This is a genomic window from Pseudomonas sp. YQ_5 (assembly GCF_043103305.1).
Lineage (GTDB): Bacteria > Pseudomonadota > Gammaproteobacteria > Pseudomonadales > Pseudomonadaceae > Aquipseudomonas > Aquipseudomonas putida_Y.
The window spans coordinates 33604-46382 of sequence record NZ_JBICJS010000027.1; the positions used below are offsets into that span (position 1 = coordinate 33604).

At 62.2% G+C, this 12779-nt stretch carries 12 protein-coding genes; 5 read left to right on the forward strand and 7 right to left on the reverse strand.

The genetic code is table 11. The features are described from left to right. Positions 1 to 14: 14 nt before the first annotated feature. From ACF8EA_RS04560 to ACF8EA_RS04585, 6 genes are all read right to left on the reverse strand, one after another. The gene (locus tag ACF8EA_RS04560; protein ID WP_021785457.1) at positions 15 to 3647 is read right to left on the reverse strand and encodes an ATP-binding protein; all 3633 of its coding nucleotides are present in this window, start codon (positions 3645 to 3647) and stop codon (positions 15 to 17) included. A gap of 8 nt (positions 3648 to 3655) precedes the next feature. Next, positions 3656 to 4273, reverse strand: coding sequence for a response regulator transcription factor (locus ACF8EA_RS04565; RefSeq protein WP_021785456.1), 618 nt, complete (start codon positions 4271 to 4273; stop codon positions 3656 to 3658). 281 nt (positions 4274 to 4554) lie between these two features. Then, positions 4555 to 5886 (reverse strand): deoxyguanosinetriphosphate triphosphohydrolase, encoded by a 1332-nt coding sequence (locus tag ACF8EA_RS04570; protein ID WP_021785455.1) that lies wholly within the window; start codon positions 5884 to 5886, stop codon positions 4555 to 4557. A 75-nt stretch (positions 5887 to 5961) separates the two neighbouring features. Further along, positions 5962 to 6291 (reverse strand): hypothetical protein, encoded by a 330-nt coding sequence (locus tag ACF8EA_RS04575; RefSeq protein WP_003248704.1) that lies wholly within the window; start codon positions 6289 to 6291, stop codon positions 5962 to 5964. Continuing rightward, positions 6288 to 6662 carry a phage holin family protein gene (locus tag ACF8EA_RS04580; protein WP_021785454.1) on the reverse strand — a complete coding sequence of 125 codons (375 nt, stop codon included), beginning with the start codon at positions 6660 to 6662 and terminating at the stop codon, positions 6288 to 6290. Before ACF8EA_RS04580 ends, ACF8EA_RS04575 begins: the two co-directional genes overlap by 4 nt. A gap of 9 nt (positions 6663 to 6671) precedes the next feature. Next, the gene (locus ACF8EA_RS04585; RefSeq protein ID WP_021785453.1) at positions 6672 to 6986 is read right to left on the reverse strand and encodes a YqjD family protein; all 315 of its coding nucleotides are present in this window, start codon (positions 6984 to 6986) and stop codon (positions 6672 to 6674) included. 312 nt (positions 6987 to 7298) lie between these two features. On the opposite strand from ACF8EA_RS04585, the gene ACF8EA_RS04590 reads away from it, so the two are divergent. The 5 genes from ACF8EA_RS04590 (at position 7299) to ACF8EA_RS04610 (ending at position 10831) form a co-directional block, all read left to right on the forward strand. Next, entirely contained in the window at positions 7299 to 8507 is a 1209-nt protein-coding gene (locus ACF8EA_RS04590) for an ammonium transporter (protein ID WP_021785452.1), read from the forward strand. 234 nt (positions 8508 to 8741) lie between these two features. Continuing rightward, positions 8742 to 8981 (forward strand): glutaredoxin family protein, encoded by a 240-nt coding sequence (locus ACF8EA_RS04595; RefSeq protein WP_010953106.1) that lies wholly within the window; start codon positions 8742 to 8744, stop codon positions 8979 to 8981. Positions 8982 to 9089: 108 nt separating this feature from the next. Next, positions 9090 to 9521 (forward strand): D-Ala-D-Ala carboxypeptidase family metallohydrolase, encoded by a 432-nt coding sequence (locus ACF8EA_RS04600; RefSeq protein ID WP_021785451.1) that lies wholly within the window; start codon positions 9090 to 9092, stop codon positions 9519 to 9521. A 65-nt stretch (positions 9522 to 9586) separates the two neighbouring features. Then, positions 9587 to 9895, forward strand: coding sequence for a transcriptional regulator (locus ACF8EA_RS04605; RefSeq protein WP_103443928.1), 309 nt, complete (start codon positions 9587 to 9589; stop codon positions 9893 to 9895). 51 nt (positions 9896 to 9946) lie between these two features. Beyond that, complete coding sequence (locus tag ACF8EA_RS04610) at positions 9947 to 10831, forward strand: pseudouridine synthase (protein ID WP_021785449.1); 885 nt, start codon at positions 9947 to 9949, stop codon at positions 10829 to 10831. 208 nt (positions 10832 to 11039) lie between these two features. Here ACF8EA_RS04610 and ACF8EA_RS04615 read toward each other — a convergent pair whose 3' ends face one another. Continuing rightward, positions 11040 to 12605 carry a PAS domain-containing methyl-accepting chemotaxis protein gene (locus ACF8EA_RS04615; protein ID WP_014591799.1) on the reverse strand — a complete coding sequence of 522 codons (1566 nt, stop codon included), beginning with the start codon at positions 12603 to 12605 and terminating at the stop codon, positions 11040 to 11042. Between the last annotated feature and the right edge of the window lie 174 nt (positions 12606 to 12779).

Here is a 12779-nt window from a genome sequence, read left to right on the forward strand (position 1 = left end):
GCGCAGTCTACCAGTTAACACGCCTGGCTGCCTGCCTGAGTAACTGTGCTTGTGGTCAATTCCCTGGCCAGTGCACGGTCCACTCGGCGCATATGTCGTGCCAGTGCCTGGCGCCGCAGGCGCACCTGGGCAGTGGTCAAACCGCTGGCCTCGAGGGCTTCACAGGCCGCCATCAGGTCAGGGGCTTCCAGCATGCGCGCTGCGCTGAGCACCTTGTGGGCCTGCTCGGCAATGGCGCGGCTATCAAGCTGCGGGTGCAGCGCCATCAGGCTGGCCAGGTCGACCTGAAGGCTCTGTTGCAAGGCCTCCAGGAAGCGCTGGCGGTCGACCGGGTCAGGCCCGACCACGGCGGCCAGGCCGTCCAGTTGATACAGCTTGCGTCGGGGGCGTTGCTGGCGGCGCGGGCAAATGCCAGCCAGGCGCTGGCTGAGGGTGCTCAGGCTGATGGGCTTGAGCAGGCAGTCGTCCATGCCGGCGTTCAGGCATTTGCGGCGTACCTCCGGCTGTGCGTTGGCGGTATAGCCGAGGATGGTGCAGCGTGGCCGCCTGGTATGGCGTTCTTCGGCGCGCACGGCAGTCGCCAACTGGTAACCGTTCATGTGCGGCATGTTGCAGTCGAGTACCAGTACATCGAAGTCGCCTGCCCGCCAGGCGGCCAGGCCCTCCCGCCCATCGCGGGCGCTGGCGTGTTCCAGGCCCAGGTAGCCAAGTTGTTGCGCCATCAGTTGCAGGTTGGCCGGGTGGTCATCAATGACCAGCACGTTCAGCCGTGGGTCGGGCACGTCGAGCTGCTCGGGCAAAGGTGTCGGCTGCGCTGCGGCATCAACCCGTTGCAACGGCATTTTCAGGCGCACCTGGGTACCGACATCCTCCAGGCTCTTCATGGACAGGCTGCCGCCCATCATTTCGCACAGGTTGCGGCAGATGGCCAGGCCCAGCCCGGTACCTGCGCGGGCGCCCTGGCTGTGCGGGTTGGCCTGGATAAACGGGTTGAACAGGCGCTGCAGGTCGTCGGGGTGGATGCCGATGCCACTGTCGCGCACCTCCAGCTCCAGTACTGCTGGTGTGCTGGTACCGTCATCCAGCAGGGCGACGCAGATGCGTACCTGACCGTGCTCGGTGAACTTGATGGCGTTGCTCACCAGGTTGGAGAGCACCTGCTTGAAGCGCAGCGGGTCAAGCAGGACATGGCAGCGTGCGGCCGGGGCGATCTGCACCTCCAGGGCGAGGCCTTTCTGCCGCGCCTGACCATCGAACATGCGCCCCACCGATTCGACCAGCGCCGCCAGGTCGACCACCTCCGGGGCCAGGGACAAGTGCCCGGACTCGATGCGTACGATGTCCAGAATGTCACCGATCAGGCCTAGCAGGTCTTTGGCCGAATGGTGCGCCAGTTCCAGCGCGCTGCGGTCCACCCGGCCCTGGTCGGCGCGCTTGACCGCCAGTTCCAGCATGCCGATCACGGCGTTCATCGGGGTGCGGATTTCGTGGCTGATGGTCGCCAGGAACGTGCTCTTGGCGCGGTTGGCATCGTCGGCCTGCTGCTTGGCCTGGCGCAGCTCCATGACCAGTTGGCGGCGTTCGCTGATGTCGATCCAGCCGCCGATGATCCCCTGCACCTCACCCAGGGAGTCGCGGTACGGCAAGATCCAGTGGTAGATGGTCAGGTCCCGGCCCTTGATCCGTAATGGACGGTCCTTGATCAGCGGCGAGCCCGCAGCCATGACTTTCTGGTAATCAGCCTGGATCTGCAGAGCCTGCTCGGAATCGGCAAACAGGCTGTCGTTCAGTTTTTTGCCGATTACCTGATCGGAGCGGGCCTGCACGGCTTCAAGGTAGCTGTAGTTGCAGCTTTTCAGGCAACCCTCGCGGTCACGCACATACATGGGGTGGGGTGTACCGTTGAGCAGGGCGCGCATGAATGCCAGCTGGTCATTCAGCGCGCGTTCGGCGTGCTGGCGCTGGCGAATTTGCAGGCGCAGGCGGGCATTCCAGAGCAAGGCCAGCAACAGAAGCACGGCGGTGGCCAGCACTACCTGCAGGGCAAGGCGGCTGTAGCCTTTGGCGTTGTCATCCTCATGCCTGCCAAAGCCGCGCCAGCGGTTGTTGATTACCCCCAGCTCCTCCGGTGAGATGCTCAGCAAAGCCTTGTCGAGGATAGACAGCAGCGCCTGTGACGGGCCAGTGGTGGCCATGGCGAAGTTGGCGGGTTCGCTGCCGACCGAGGTGCGGATGACCAGTTCAGGGTTGCTGGCCAAGGCGTGGTTGGCGTCGATCAGGGTGGTGATCACCGCGTCGACGGCCCCACTGTTGAGCAACGCCATGGAGTAGAACGCGCTTTCGGTTTCGACCCAGCTTATTTTGGGGTAGTCCCGGGACAACATGGCGTTCAGGGTGCTGTAGCGGGTAATGGCGATGCGGTGCCCCTGCAACTGCTCCAGTGAGCTAAGTGTGTTGTTGCCCTTGCGGTTTACCAGCACATAGGCGCTTTCGAGGTAAGGGCGGCTGATTTGCAGGTCGTCCCCTGCTTTCCCGGCGCTGGCCAGTGCGGCGATGACATCAGCCCGGCCATCCTTGAGGCGGGCGACCATGTCGGCAAGGCCACTGGCGCGCTGCACTTCGAAACGCAACCCGGTGCGCAGGCGAATGAGCTCCAGCAGGTCGGCGGTGATGCCTCGGAAATGCCCCGAATCATCGAAATAGGACAGTGGTGCAGCCGCGTCATCTGCCGCCACGCGCATCACCGGGTGCTTCTGCAGCCACTGCTGCTCGGCCTCGCTCAACTGCAGTTGGCGATCGCTCAGCAGCAGGTCGCTGCCAGCGCTCCAGCGTTTGAAGATACTGGAGCGTATGGCCGGGCTCTGCCTGTCCAGGATGGTGTTCACCAGGTCCAGCAGCAAGGTATCTTGCTGACGCAACGCAAAGCTGAAGCCGATGGCCTCGTGTTTGCCGAAGTTGGCCATGCGCAGGCCGGGCAGATGGCCGCGGTTGAGCTGGTAGTGCGTGGAGATGGTGTCGCCGATGAACACGTCGGCCTGGCCGAACGCGACGGCATTCAGTGCCTGGCTGGAAGAACTGAAGGCCAGCAGCTCGGCCTTGGGGTAGGCGCTGAGGACTTCCTGTCTGGGCAAATAGTGGTAAAGCATGCTCAGGCGCATGCCGGCAAGGTCCATGTCCAGCGCCCGGTTTTCGTCTTCACGCGTTACCAGTACGGGTTGATCGACGGCATAGGGCTGCGACAGTGCCAGGCCGTCACTGGCCGCTTCGTAGCCATTGGCGCTGCCCAGCAGGTCGATATCGCCGTGCCTGAGCGCCTCTACCGCCGCCTGCCGGCTGGAGAAACGCAGTACCCTCACTGGCAACTGCAAGGCCTTGCCGATCAGGCTTGCATATTCGGCAGTCAGGCCCTGGTAGTCGTTGCCGCCACCGGTGATGTCGAACGGCGGATAGTCGGGGGCCGACGTACCCAGCACCAGTTCCTGACGGCCTTCGAGCCATTGTCGTTGTTCGGGCGTGAGCACGGGCTGGACCGGTCGGGCCGATGAGCGCGCGATCAACGTAAAGGACGCGGCTTCGCGATGGACAGCCTGTGTCGCGCCGCTGAACAGCAGCAGGGCGAGCAGCAGGCGATTGATGGCTCGGGCCATGACCACGTTCAGACCAGCGCGTTGCGCTTGGCCATCTCGATCAGGTCGACCAGCGTATTGACTTGCAGTTTGTGCATCAGGCGCTTTTTGTAGGTACTGACAGTCTTGCTGCTGAGGAACATGCCCTTGGCAATTTCCTTGTTGCTGCGGCCTTGGGCGAAGAGTTGAAGTACCATCAGTTCGCGGTCATTGACCTGTCGGAAAAGTTGCAGGTCACTGTCGGTCGTCTGGTTGTTTTTTATTGCCTGGCTGGGGAAATAGTTATAACCGGCCAGTACGGCCTTGATTGCACTGAGCAGTTCACTCAGGTCTTCCTGCTTGCAGACATAACCTGCCGCGCCTGAGTGCATGCAACGTACGGCAAACAAGGCCGGGGACTGTGCAGTCAATACCAGAACCTTCAAGGGCAGGGCCATGGTCTGAAAGCGGGCCAGCACCTCCAGGCCGTCTAGCTTGGGGATACTGATGTCGAGAATGACCAGGTCGGGGTTGCTCTCGCGGATCATCTGCATGGCGTCTACGCCGTTGTCCGACTCGCCGACAATCTTGTAATTCTGGTTTTCCAACAGCATACGGACGGCCAGGCGAATCACTGGATGGTCGTCAACGATAAATATGGAGTGCATGTTCGATTTCCCTGCGATCGATTGAGGGTGACAGAGGGCACCTTATCGCAGTTGGAAGTCGTCGGGCGTGCGGGGAATGGCTGTTAGGCCTATATGGGAAACGGCTTACAAGATAAAACAAAATGGGCTACGAATTAGGTGTGCTTAACTCGATGTCAAAGCGATTTTGGTAACTTTTCATTAGTTTATATTCGTGCCGTTTAGTCTGGCCCTGTTGATGTAGGAAGTTTCCTGCAAGCGTGGTGCAGCGCCAGGCCGAGCCCGCGCTGCACGGACGCGGTTCAGGTCGGGCTGGAGCGCCCGGTCATCTCCCGGGCCATTTCGCTGGCATAGCTGTCGGTCATGCCGGCAATGAAGTCGATCATGCGCAGGAAGGCGCTGTGCAACGAGGCATGCGGGTCTGGCGCGTTGTTGCCGATCAGGTCCAGCACCCTGCGACTCTTGAACGATGGCGTGCGTCCACCGTGCTGTTCGAGGGCCGCACCGCAGAACGTGTTCAACAGAATCTCCAGGGTGGTATAGGCGCCGATTTCGTGCAGGGTCTTGCGCTTGTCCTGGAAGATCTTGTTGCGTGCCATGTCCTTGGCTTGCAGTACGCAGCGTTTGGCTGGGCCATGCATGTGTTCCACCAGGTCGCCCGCCAGTTGCCCGGCCAACAACGCCTGCTGCTGCTCGACGAAGGCATGGGCGGCGGCGTTGGTCAGGTGTTCGATGGCCTTGCCACGCAGGATTGCCAGCTTGCGCCGGCGGGAGTCGCTTGGGCCGAGCTGGCGGTAGGTTTCTGGCAGGTCATCGCCGACCAGGTCGAGCAACAGCCCTTCGACTTCTGTGTATTGCAGCAGCTCCATTTCCAGGCCGTCTTCCAGGTCGATCAGCGCGTAGCAGATGTCATCGGCAGCCTCCATCAGATACACCAGCGGGTGGCGCGCCCAGCGCTGGTGTTCCAGCTGCGGCAGGCCAAGCTTGCGGGCGATCTGTTCAAGCAGCGGCAGTTCGCTCTGATAGCTGCCGAACTTGTGCTTCTTGTAACCCAGGGCGTCGGCATGGCGGGCGCTCCAAGGGTATTTAAGGTAGGTGCCGAGGGTGGCATAGGTCAGCCGCGTCCCCCCATCGAACTGGTGGTATTCCAGTTGGGTGAGCACGCGAAAGCCTTGGGCATTGCCTTCGAAGTTGAGAAAGTCGGCCCGCTCGTCATCGCTCATGTCGTCCAGCCAGCCACGCCCGGCGGCCTGCTGGAACCAATGGCGAATGGCGTCCTCGCCGGAGTGACCGAATGGCGGGTTGCCGATGTCGTGGGCCAGGCAGGCTGACTGCACGATCATCCCCAGGTCACTGGGGGCGCACCAGTCCGGCAGGTTGTCGCGCAGGGTTTCGCCGACGCGCATGCCCAGCGAGCGGCCGACGCAGCTGACTTCCAGCGAATGAGTCAGGCGCGTATGGATATGGTCGTTGCTCGACACCGGGTGCACCTGGGTCTTGCGGCCGAGGCGGCGAAAGGCACCGGAGAAAATGATGCGGTCATGGTCTTTGTGGAAGGGGCTGCGCCCGAGTTCATCGGCGCTGTACAGGGCTTTGCCCAGCCGTTCTCGGGTAAGCAAGGTGTGCCAGTCCAAGGCGCGTACTCCTTTAGTTTGAAGGCAGCAGCATACCCCGCAGCAAGGGCATTGTGCTGCCGGGTCGCGCGCAGGTCAGGGGCGGCGGCCGCCTTGCAGGTAGAGGCGCACCAGCGGCAGCAGGGTGCTGCCCAAGCGCACCAGGCGGGTCAGGTTGCCGCTGCGTACGCCCTTGCCGGTGAGAAAGCCCAGCGCCACCACGGCGCCGATGCCCCACAGTGGCGCATGCTTGATACCCAGGCCTTCATGTAGTGAGCTGCCCATACCGCGCACGCGGCGCAGCGGTTCAAGCAACTGCCCGGACTCATGGCGGATTTCCTGGCGGTGCATCTCCATGCGCAGGCGCAGCAGCGCCTTGCGCAGTTCACGCGGGTTACGCGTGTTTGGCAGTTCTGGCAGGCTCATGGCAACAGGCGCTCCCTGTCCTTGGCAAGTTCTTCGAGGGTGGCGCCGAAAGGCGATGATTCGTCGAACACCGCCGCCTTCAGGCGCATGGCACAGTACAGTGCGGCAATGCCATAGAACACGCACAGGCCAATGATGCCGGCCAGTCGATAGCTGTCCCACAGCAGCACCAGCAGTAGTCCGGACAGTGCGGTCAGCAGCAGCAGGGCGAACACCAGCGCCAGGCCGGCGAACAGCAGCAGGCTCAAAGTGCGGCCTTTCTGCTCCTGCAGCTCGATACCGAACAGCTCGATGTGACTGTGCAGCAGCCCCAGCATGGCCGCACCCAGGCGCTTGCCCGAAGCGCCGGCGCCGTTGGCGTCATTCTCCATGGGTTCCCCTTAGCGCCGGTTGGCCAGCAGACCGATCAACAGGCCGACGCCGGCCGCGATGCCGATCGCCTGCCACGGGTTTTCCTGCACGTACTGCTCGGCGCTGCCCAGCGCCGCCTGACCCCGTTCACGTACCGAGTCCTGGGTCAGTTGCAGGGTTTCGCGGGCCTGGGCCAGGCGCTCGTGAATCTGCTCGCGCAATTCGTCGGCCTGGTCGCCGGCCAGGTTGGCGGTGTCGGCCAGCAGCTTCTCGGTGTCGCGCACCAAGGCCTGGAAGTCAGCCATCAATATCTCTTGTGCATTCTTTGCCGATTTGCTGGCCATGGGTCTCTCCCTGTCGATGAGTGTTGGTAGTTCGAGTGACAGCACGCATGGAAGGTTCAAGTGCGGCTGCTGGTATGGGCCTTGCTAAGTTTTTGCCACGTTGCGGAGCGCCTGTGACCGGTTTTGCGCCGTTTCAGGGCGCCGGCGCAGCGAATACCGATAAACCTTAACCCAATCCACGACAAACCCAAGAAAAAACCACGCAGGCTTCACCCCGCTCACGTGAACAGGGTAGGGGCTGGCACCGATTCGGTGCAGGGATGCAGGTTCTTGAACTGTCCTGGTGCCTTTTTCAGCAGGTCTGCCTATTTCATGGAAAACATGCACAGCGCTATGGACTCTCTGGTCCACGGTTCCAACACCCTGTTCATTCTCATGGGCGCCATCTTGGTGCTGGCCATGCATGCCGGCTTTGCGTTTCTTGAAGTGGGCACGGTGCGCCACAAGAACCAGGTCAACGCCTTGTCGAAGATCCTCAGCGACTTTGCCATCTCGGCGCTGGTCTACTTCTTTATAGGCTACTGGATCGCTTATGGGGTCAACTTCTTCCAGCCGGCAGCGACGCTGGCTGTCGACCATGGCTATGCACTGGTCAAGTGCTTCTTCCTGCTGACCTTTGCGGCGGCGATTCCGGCGATCATTTCCGGGGGCATCGCCGAGCGGGCGCGATTCGTGCCGCAGTTGTGCGCCACGGCATTGATCGTGGCGTTCGTCTATCCGTTCTTCGAGGGTGTGGTGTGGAACGGCAACCTGGGCGTGCAGGCTTGGCTGCAGGCTCGCTTCGGCGCCCCGTTCCATGACTTTGCCGGGTCCGTGGTGGTACACGCCATGGGGGGCTGGCTGGCGCTGGCGGCGGTGCTGCTGCTGGGCGCGCGCCGTGGGCGCTACCGCGAGGGCCGCTTGGTGGCGTTCGCGCCGTCGAGCATTCCCTTTCTGGCGTTGGGCTCGTGGATCCTCATCATCGGCTGGTTCGGCTTCAACGTCATGAGTGCCCAGACCTTGCAGGGTGTCAGTGGCCTGGTGGCGATCAACTCGCTGATGGCCATGGTGGGTGGCACCCTGTCAGCGTTGCTGGCCGGGCGCAACGACCCCGGCTTCCTGCATAACGGTCCGCTGGCCGGGCTGGTTGCGATTTGCGCAGGTTCCGATCTGATGCACCCGGTTGGAGCGCTGGTCACCGGCCTGGTGGCGGGGGCGCTCTTTGTCTGGACTTTCACCGCAGCGCAAAATCGCTGGAAAATCGACGACGTCCTGGGTGTGTGGCCATTGCACGGCCTGTGTGGCGTGTGGGGGGGCATCGCCTGTGGCGTATTCGGCCAGGTGGCGTTGGGCGGCATGGGCGGTGTCAGCCTGGTCAGCCAGCTGCTGGGCAGCCTGATGGGGGTGCTGGTGGCTTTGGCCGGTGGCTTTGCCGTGTATGGAGCAATCCGTGCGCTGCATGGTCTGCGCTTGAGCCATGAGCAGGAGTTCCAGGGCGCGGACCTGTCGCTGCACCGGATCGGTGCTACCAGCCAGGATTGAGCCAGGTCAGGTGCAGGGTGGGCGTGGCGGGCCTAGTGTGGTGTTTTGCAAATACGGCCAATAACTCGCGAGCGATTGTTGCGCTCAGGCAAGGCGTCGCGACGAGTCGTAGCCCAGCTACGGCGAGGAGCGACAACGCCGCATGAGCGCAAAAAGCGCCGCGAGTTATGGTCGTTATTTGTGAAACACCACACTAGAATAGGCTGTTGTGTACGCCAACCCGGGACCTGCCCCATGCTGCCTGAATGTCAACTGTTCGGTACCCTCGGCTGCCACCTGTGCGAAGTGGCCGAGGCCGTGTTGATGCCCCTCGTCGATCATGGCCTGCTGGTAGAGCTGGTCGACATCGCCGAGAGCGAGCCTTTGTTCGAGCGTTATGGCCTGATCATTCCGGTGCTGCGGCGCTGTGACAACGGCGCCGAGCTGCACTGGCCCTTCGATACCGAACAAGTGGTGGCCTTTCTTGGGCAATGATGGTTGCAGAGGAGTTGCAACCCTGCTCCATGATTTGTGAAGCGAGCTGATGATCTGTTGCAGGCGCACCGTCGCCGGTAACCTTCTCCATCATCGGAATAGCTCGCCATGCTGATCACTCCACATTTCACCTTCGATGAAATGACCGTTTCCCAGCTCGCCGCCCGGGACGGGTTCGATAATGCACCGCCCCTCGAAGCCAGGGCCAACCTGCAATTGCTGTGCTGTGCGCTGGAGCAGGTACGTGCATTGTTCGACGCGCCCATCATCATCAGCAGCGGGTATCGCAGTGAAAGGGTCAACCGGTTGATCGGTGGCGCCTCGGACAGCCAGCACGTACAAGGGCTGGCGGCGGACTTCACGGTAATCGAGGTCAGCCCGCGTGAGACCGTCCGGCGAATCAGCGAAAGTGCGGTGCCCTTCGATCAGTTGATCCTGGAATTCGACAAATGGGTGCATCTGTCGGTGACGCGCGGTACGCCGCGCAGGCAGGTGCTGACCCTGCGCAAAGGCAGCGGCTACCTGGCGGGGCTGCAATGAAGCGCATTGACGGCAGCAAGGGGATGTTCGTATGCTGTATATAAATACAGTATCGAGGTAAAGCCATGCTCAATGTCGAGCAACTCAAGTACAGCGTCAACCGCATGCCCGTGGAACGGGTGGCTGACGCCGTTCTGGAACTGCGCCTCGAAGGCCTGGTAACCGGCGACTGCACGCCGTTCGGCAAAGTTCACTTCAATACCTGCTTCGCCGAGATTGAGGCCTTGTTCCAGCGGGCCGGTTACCACCGCGGGTTGGATGTGGTGGGCTATCAGGGGTTGCTCTATGCACTCTATGACCCTGGCCGCTGGGAGCCGGTGCAGGTACTGCGCTGGCTGAAGGAGCGCTGCGAGGCGATGGCCCGGGCTGGTTGAGGGCACGGGGTTGGGCGATAATGCGCGGCCATCAATGTACCGAGCCCAGCCATGACCACGCCTTTCGACCCCGCCCGCCAGCAAGCCAGTACGGTGTGCTTGCCGCCTGGTAACTGGGTGACCGTGCTCGATTGCTTGTGTGACCATTTCAAGGCCATTGACCGCGCCCAGTGGCTTGACCGCTTTGCCCGTGGCCGGGTGCTGGATGCCGAAGGGCAGGCAGTTGCCGCCGACCTGCCTTACAAGCGTGGCATGCGTTTGCATTACTTCCGTGAGGTGCCGAACGAACGGCCGATCCCGGTGCAGGAGGTGGTGCTGCATGTAGACGAGCACCTGGTGGTGGCCGATAAACCGCATTTTCTGCCGGTGACGCCGACCGGTGAATACGTCGAGCAGACCTTGTTGCGCCGCCTGATCCGTCGCCTGGACAACCCGCACCTGGTGCCGTTGCACCGCATTGACCGGCACACCGCCGGGCTTGTGCTGTTTTCTGCCAACCCGCACAGCCGCAGCGCCTACCAGCGGCTGTTCCCCGAGCGGCGTATCGACAAGCGTTACCAGGCCATTGCCGCTGCCATGCCGCAGCATGTGTTTCCGCTGGTGCACAAAAGCCGCCTGGTGCATGGCGAGCCATTTTTCCGCATGCATGAGGTGGAGGGTGATGCCAACAGTGAAACGCTGGCCGAGGTGCTGGAGAAGAACGGTGAGCAATGGCGCTATGGGCTGTCGCCAGTGACCGGCAAGACCCATCAATTGCGTGTTCACATGGCGGCTTTGGGTGCAGGAATCAGCAATGACCCGTTCTATCCGCAATTGCTCAATGAAGAGGATGACTACCAGCGGCCGCTGAAACTGCTGGCGCAAAGCCTGCGCTTCGAGGACCCGCTGAGCGGTGAAGAGCGCTACTTCGAGAGCCGCTTGCGGTTGGACTGGTAACACAGCAAGCGGGCTTGCCTGCGAAAGGGCCCGGCCTGCTGGCCAATTTCCACTCGTCGTTCACCGTTGCCGCCGCTACCGTATTCGCGGGTAAACCCGCTCCTACATACGCGGTGGTTCGGCACATTCCGTTGTAGGAGCGGGCTTGCCCGCGAACACCGGCAGAGCCGGTGCCCACCCACAGCGGTGGCGCGGCAAGCCGTGAGCTTCAGCGGTTGAAACGCTCCACCAGCGAATACTGGCTGCCCGCAGTGCTGGTCAATTCCTCGCTCAGCAGTGCCGAGTGCTGCGCCTGTTCGGCGGTCTGGTCGGCCAGTTCGGCAATGGTGCTGATGTTGCGGCTGATCTCGTCAGCCACTGCGGTCTGCTCCTCGGTTGCAGCAGCAATCTGGGTAGCCATGTCGGTGATATTGGCTACCGCTTCGCTGATGCCTACCAGCGCCTCGTCGGCCTGCATTACCCGATCAACGCCTTCCTGTGCCTGGCGGTGGCCGGTTTCCATGGTCAGCACTGCGTTGCTGGCGGTCTGTTGCAGCTTGGCGATCAGGCCGTGGATCTGCCCGGTGGATTCGGCGGTGCGCTGGGCCAACTGACGTACTTCATCAGCTACCACGGCAAAACCACGGCCCATCTCACCGGCGCGCGCCGCTTCAATGGCTGCGTTCAGCGCCAGCAGGTTGGTCTGGTCGGCAATGCCCTTGATCACGTCGACCACGCCACCAATCTCGTCGCTGTCTTTGGCCAGTTGCGTAACTGTCTGGCCGGTTTCGCCCACTGCCGCCGACAGACGTTCGATGGCCTCGCGGGTTTCTCCGGCAATCTGCCGGCCCTGGCTGGTCAGGCGGTTGGCTTCCTGGGTGGCATCGGCGGTGCGCTGCACATGGTTGGCCACTTCCTGGGTGGTGGCAGCCATCTGGTTTACCGCAGCGGCGACTTGTTCGGTCTCCACCCGCTGGCGCTCCAGCCCCGAAGAGCTCTTGTGCGCCAAGGCATCGGACTGCCGTGCCTGGTCGCTCAGGTGCTCGGCACTGTCTTGTAGGCGTGTCAGGCAGGTTTTCATGCGTGCGTCCTGGCTGAGCATGGCCATTTCCAGGCGCGCCTGCACGCCACGGCTGTCGGTGTACATCTGCGCAATCAGTGGGTCGGAGGTGGTTTGCTCGGCCAGGCGCAGCAGGCGCTTGAGGCCGCGTTGCTGCCAGCTCAGGCCAAGCAGGCCCAGTGGTACCGAAAGCCCTGCGGCCAAGGCAAAGCCCCAGGAATGACCCAGCCAGTTGCCAATCAGGAAGCCCACCTGGCTGATCAGGATGAACGGTAGCCAGTCCTGCAACACCGGCAGCCACTTGTCGCGGCGCGGTACCGGCGGCTTGCCCTGGTTGATGCGCTGGTACAGAGCCTCGGCGCGGCGGATCTGCTCGGCGGTGGGCTTGACCCGCACCGACTCGAAGCCGACGACCTGGTTGTTATCGAAGATGGGTGTGACATAGGCGTTGACCCAGTAATGGTCGCCGGACTTGCAGCGGTTCTTGACGATACCCATCCACGGCTGGCCCTGCTTGAGGGTTTGCCACATATGGGCAAACACGGCAGGCGGTACGTCGGGGTGGCGCACCAGGTTGTGCGGTGCGCCAGTCAGCTCCTCGCGGGTGAAACCACTGATTTCGATAAAGGCATCGTTGCAGTAGGTCACCACACCCTTGGCGTTGGTAGTGGAGATCAACCGCTGCTGGGCAGGGAAAGTCCGTTCTCTCTGGGTAATCGGCTGGTTGTTACGCATGGGTGATAGTCCGCAGGGCTTTCGACAGGTATCGGCAAGCCGCTGGTTTTATTGAATGGATATTTGGTTCATTGATTGCCATCAATGACGGGTGAGTCAGATGATGACCGAATGGGTGGCCAAGGGCCAGCCCTGTCGCGAGGGACTTGGACGCTTACGGCTGTGGGGCACCGG

Bases quoted from the DNA above. Each gene is read 5' to 3' on its own strand.
- ACF8EA_RS04560 (WP_021785457.1), bottom strand. From the start codon at position 3,647: ATGGCCCGAGCCATCAATCGCCTGCTGCTCGCCCTGCTGCTGTTCAGC.
- ACF8EA_RS04565 (WP_021785456.1), bottom strand. From the start codon at position 4,273: ATGCACTCCATATTTATCGTTGACGACCATCCAGTGATTCGCCTGGCC.
- ACF8EA_RS04575 (WP_003248704.1), bottom strand. From the start codon at position 6,291: ATGAGCCTGCCAGAACTGCCAAACACGCGTAACCCGCGTGAACTGCGC.
- ACF8EA_RS04580 (WP_021785454.1), bottom strand. From the start codon at position 6,662: ATGGAGAATGACGCCAACGGCGCCGGCGCTTCGGGCAAGCGCCTGGGT.
- ACF8EA_RS04585 (WP_021785453.1), bottom strand. From the start codon at position 6,986: ATGGCCAGCAAATCGGCAAAGAATGCACAAGAGATATTGATGGCTGAC.
- ACF8EA_RS04590 (WP_021785452.1), top strand. From the start codon at position 7,299: ATGGAAAACATGCACAGCGCTATGGACTCTCTGGTCCACGGTTCCAAC.
- ACF8EA_RS04595 (WP_010953106.1), top strand. From the start codon at position 8,742: ATGCTGCCTGAATGTCAACTGTTCGGTACCCTCGGCTGCCACCTGTGC.
- ACF8EA_RS04600 (WP_021785451.1), top strand. From the start codon at position 9,090: ATGCTGATCACTCCACATTTCACCTTCGATGAAATGACCGTTTCCCAG.
- ACF8EA_RS04605 (WP_103443928.1), top strand. From the start codon at position 9,587: ATGCTCAATGTCGAGCAACTCAAGTACAGCGTCAACCGCATGCCCGTG.
- ACF8EA_RS04610 (WP_021785449.1), top strand. From the start codon at position 9,947: ATGACCACGCCTTTCGACCCCGCCCGCCAGCAAGCCAGTACGGTGTGC.
- ACF8EA_RS04615 (WP_014591799.1), bottom strand. From the start codon at position 12,605: ATGCGTAACAACCAGCCGATTACCCAGAGAGAACGGACTTTCCCTGCC.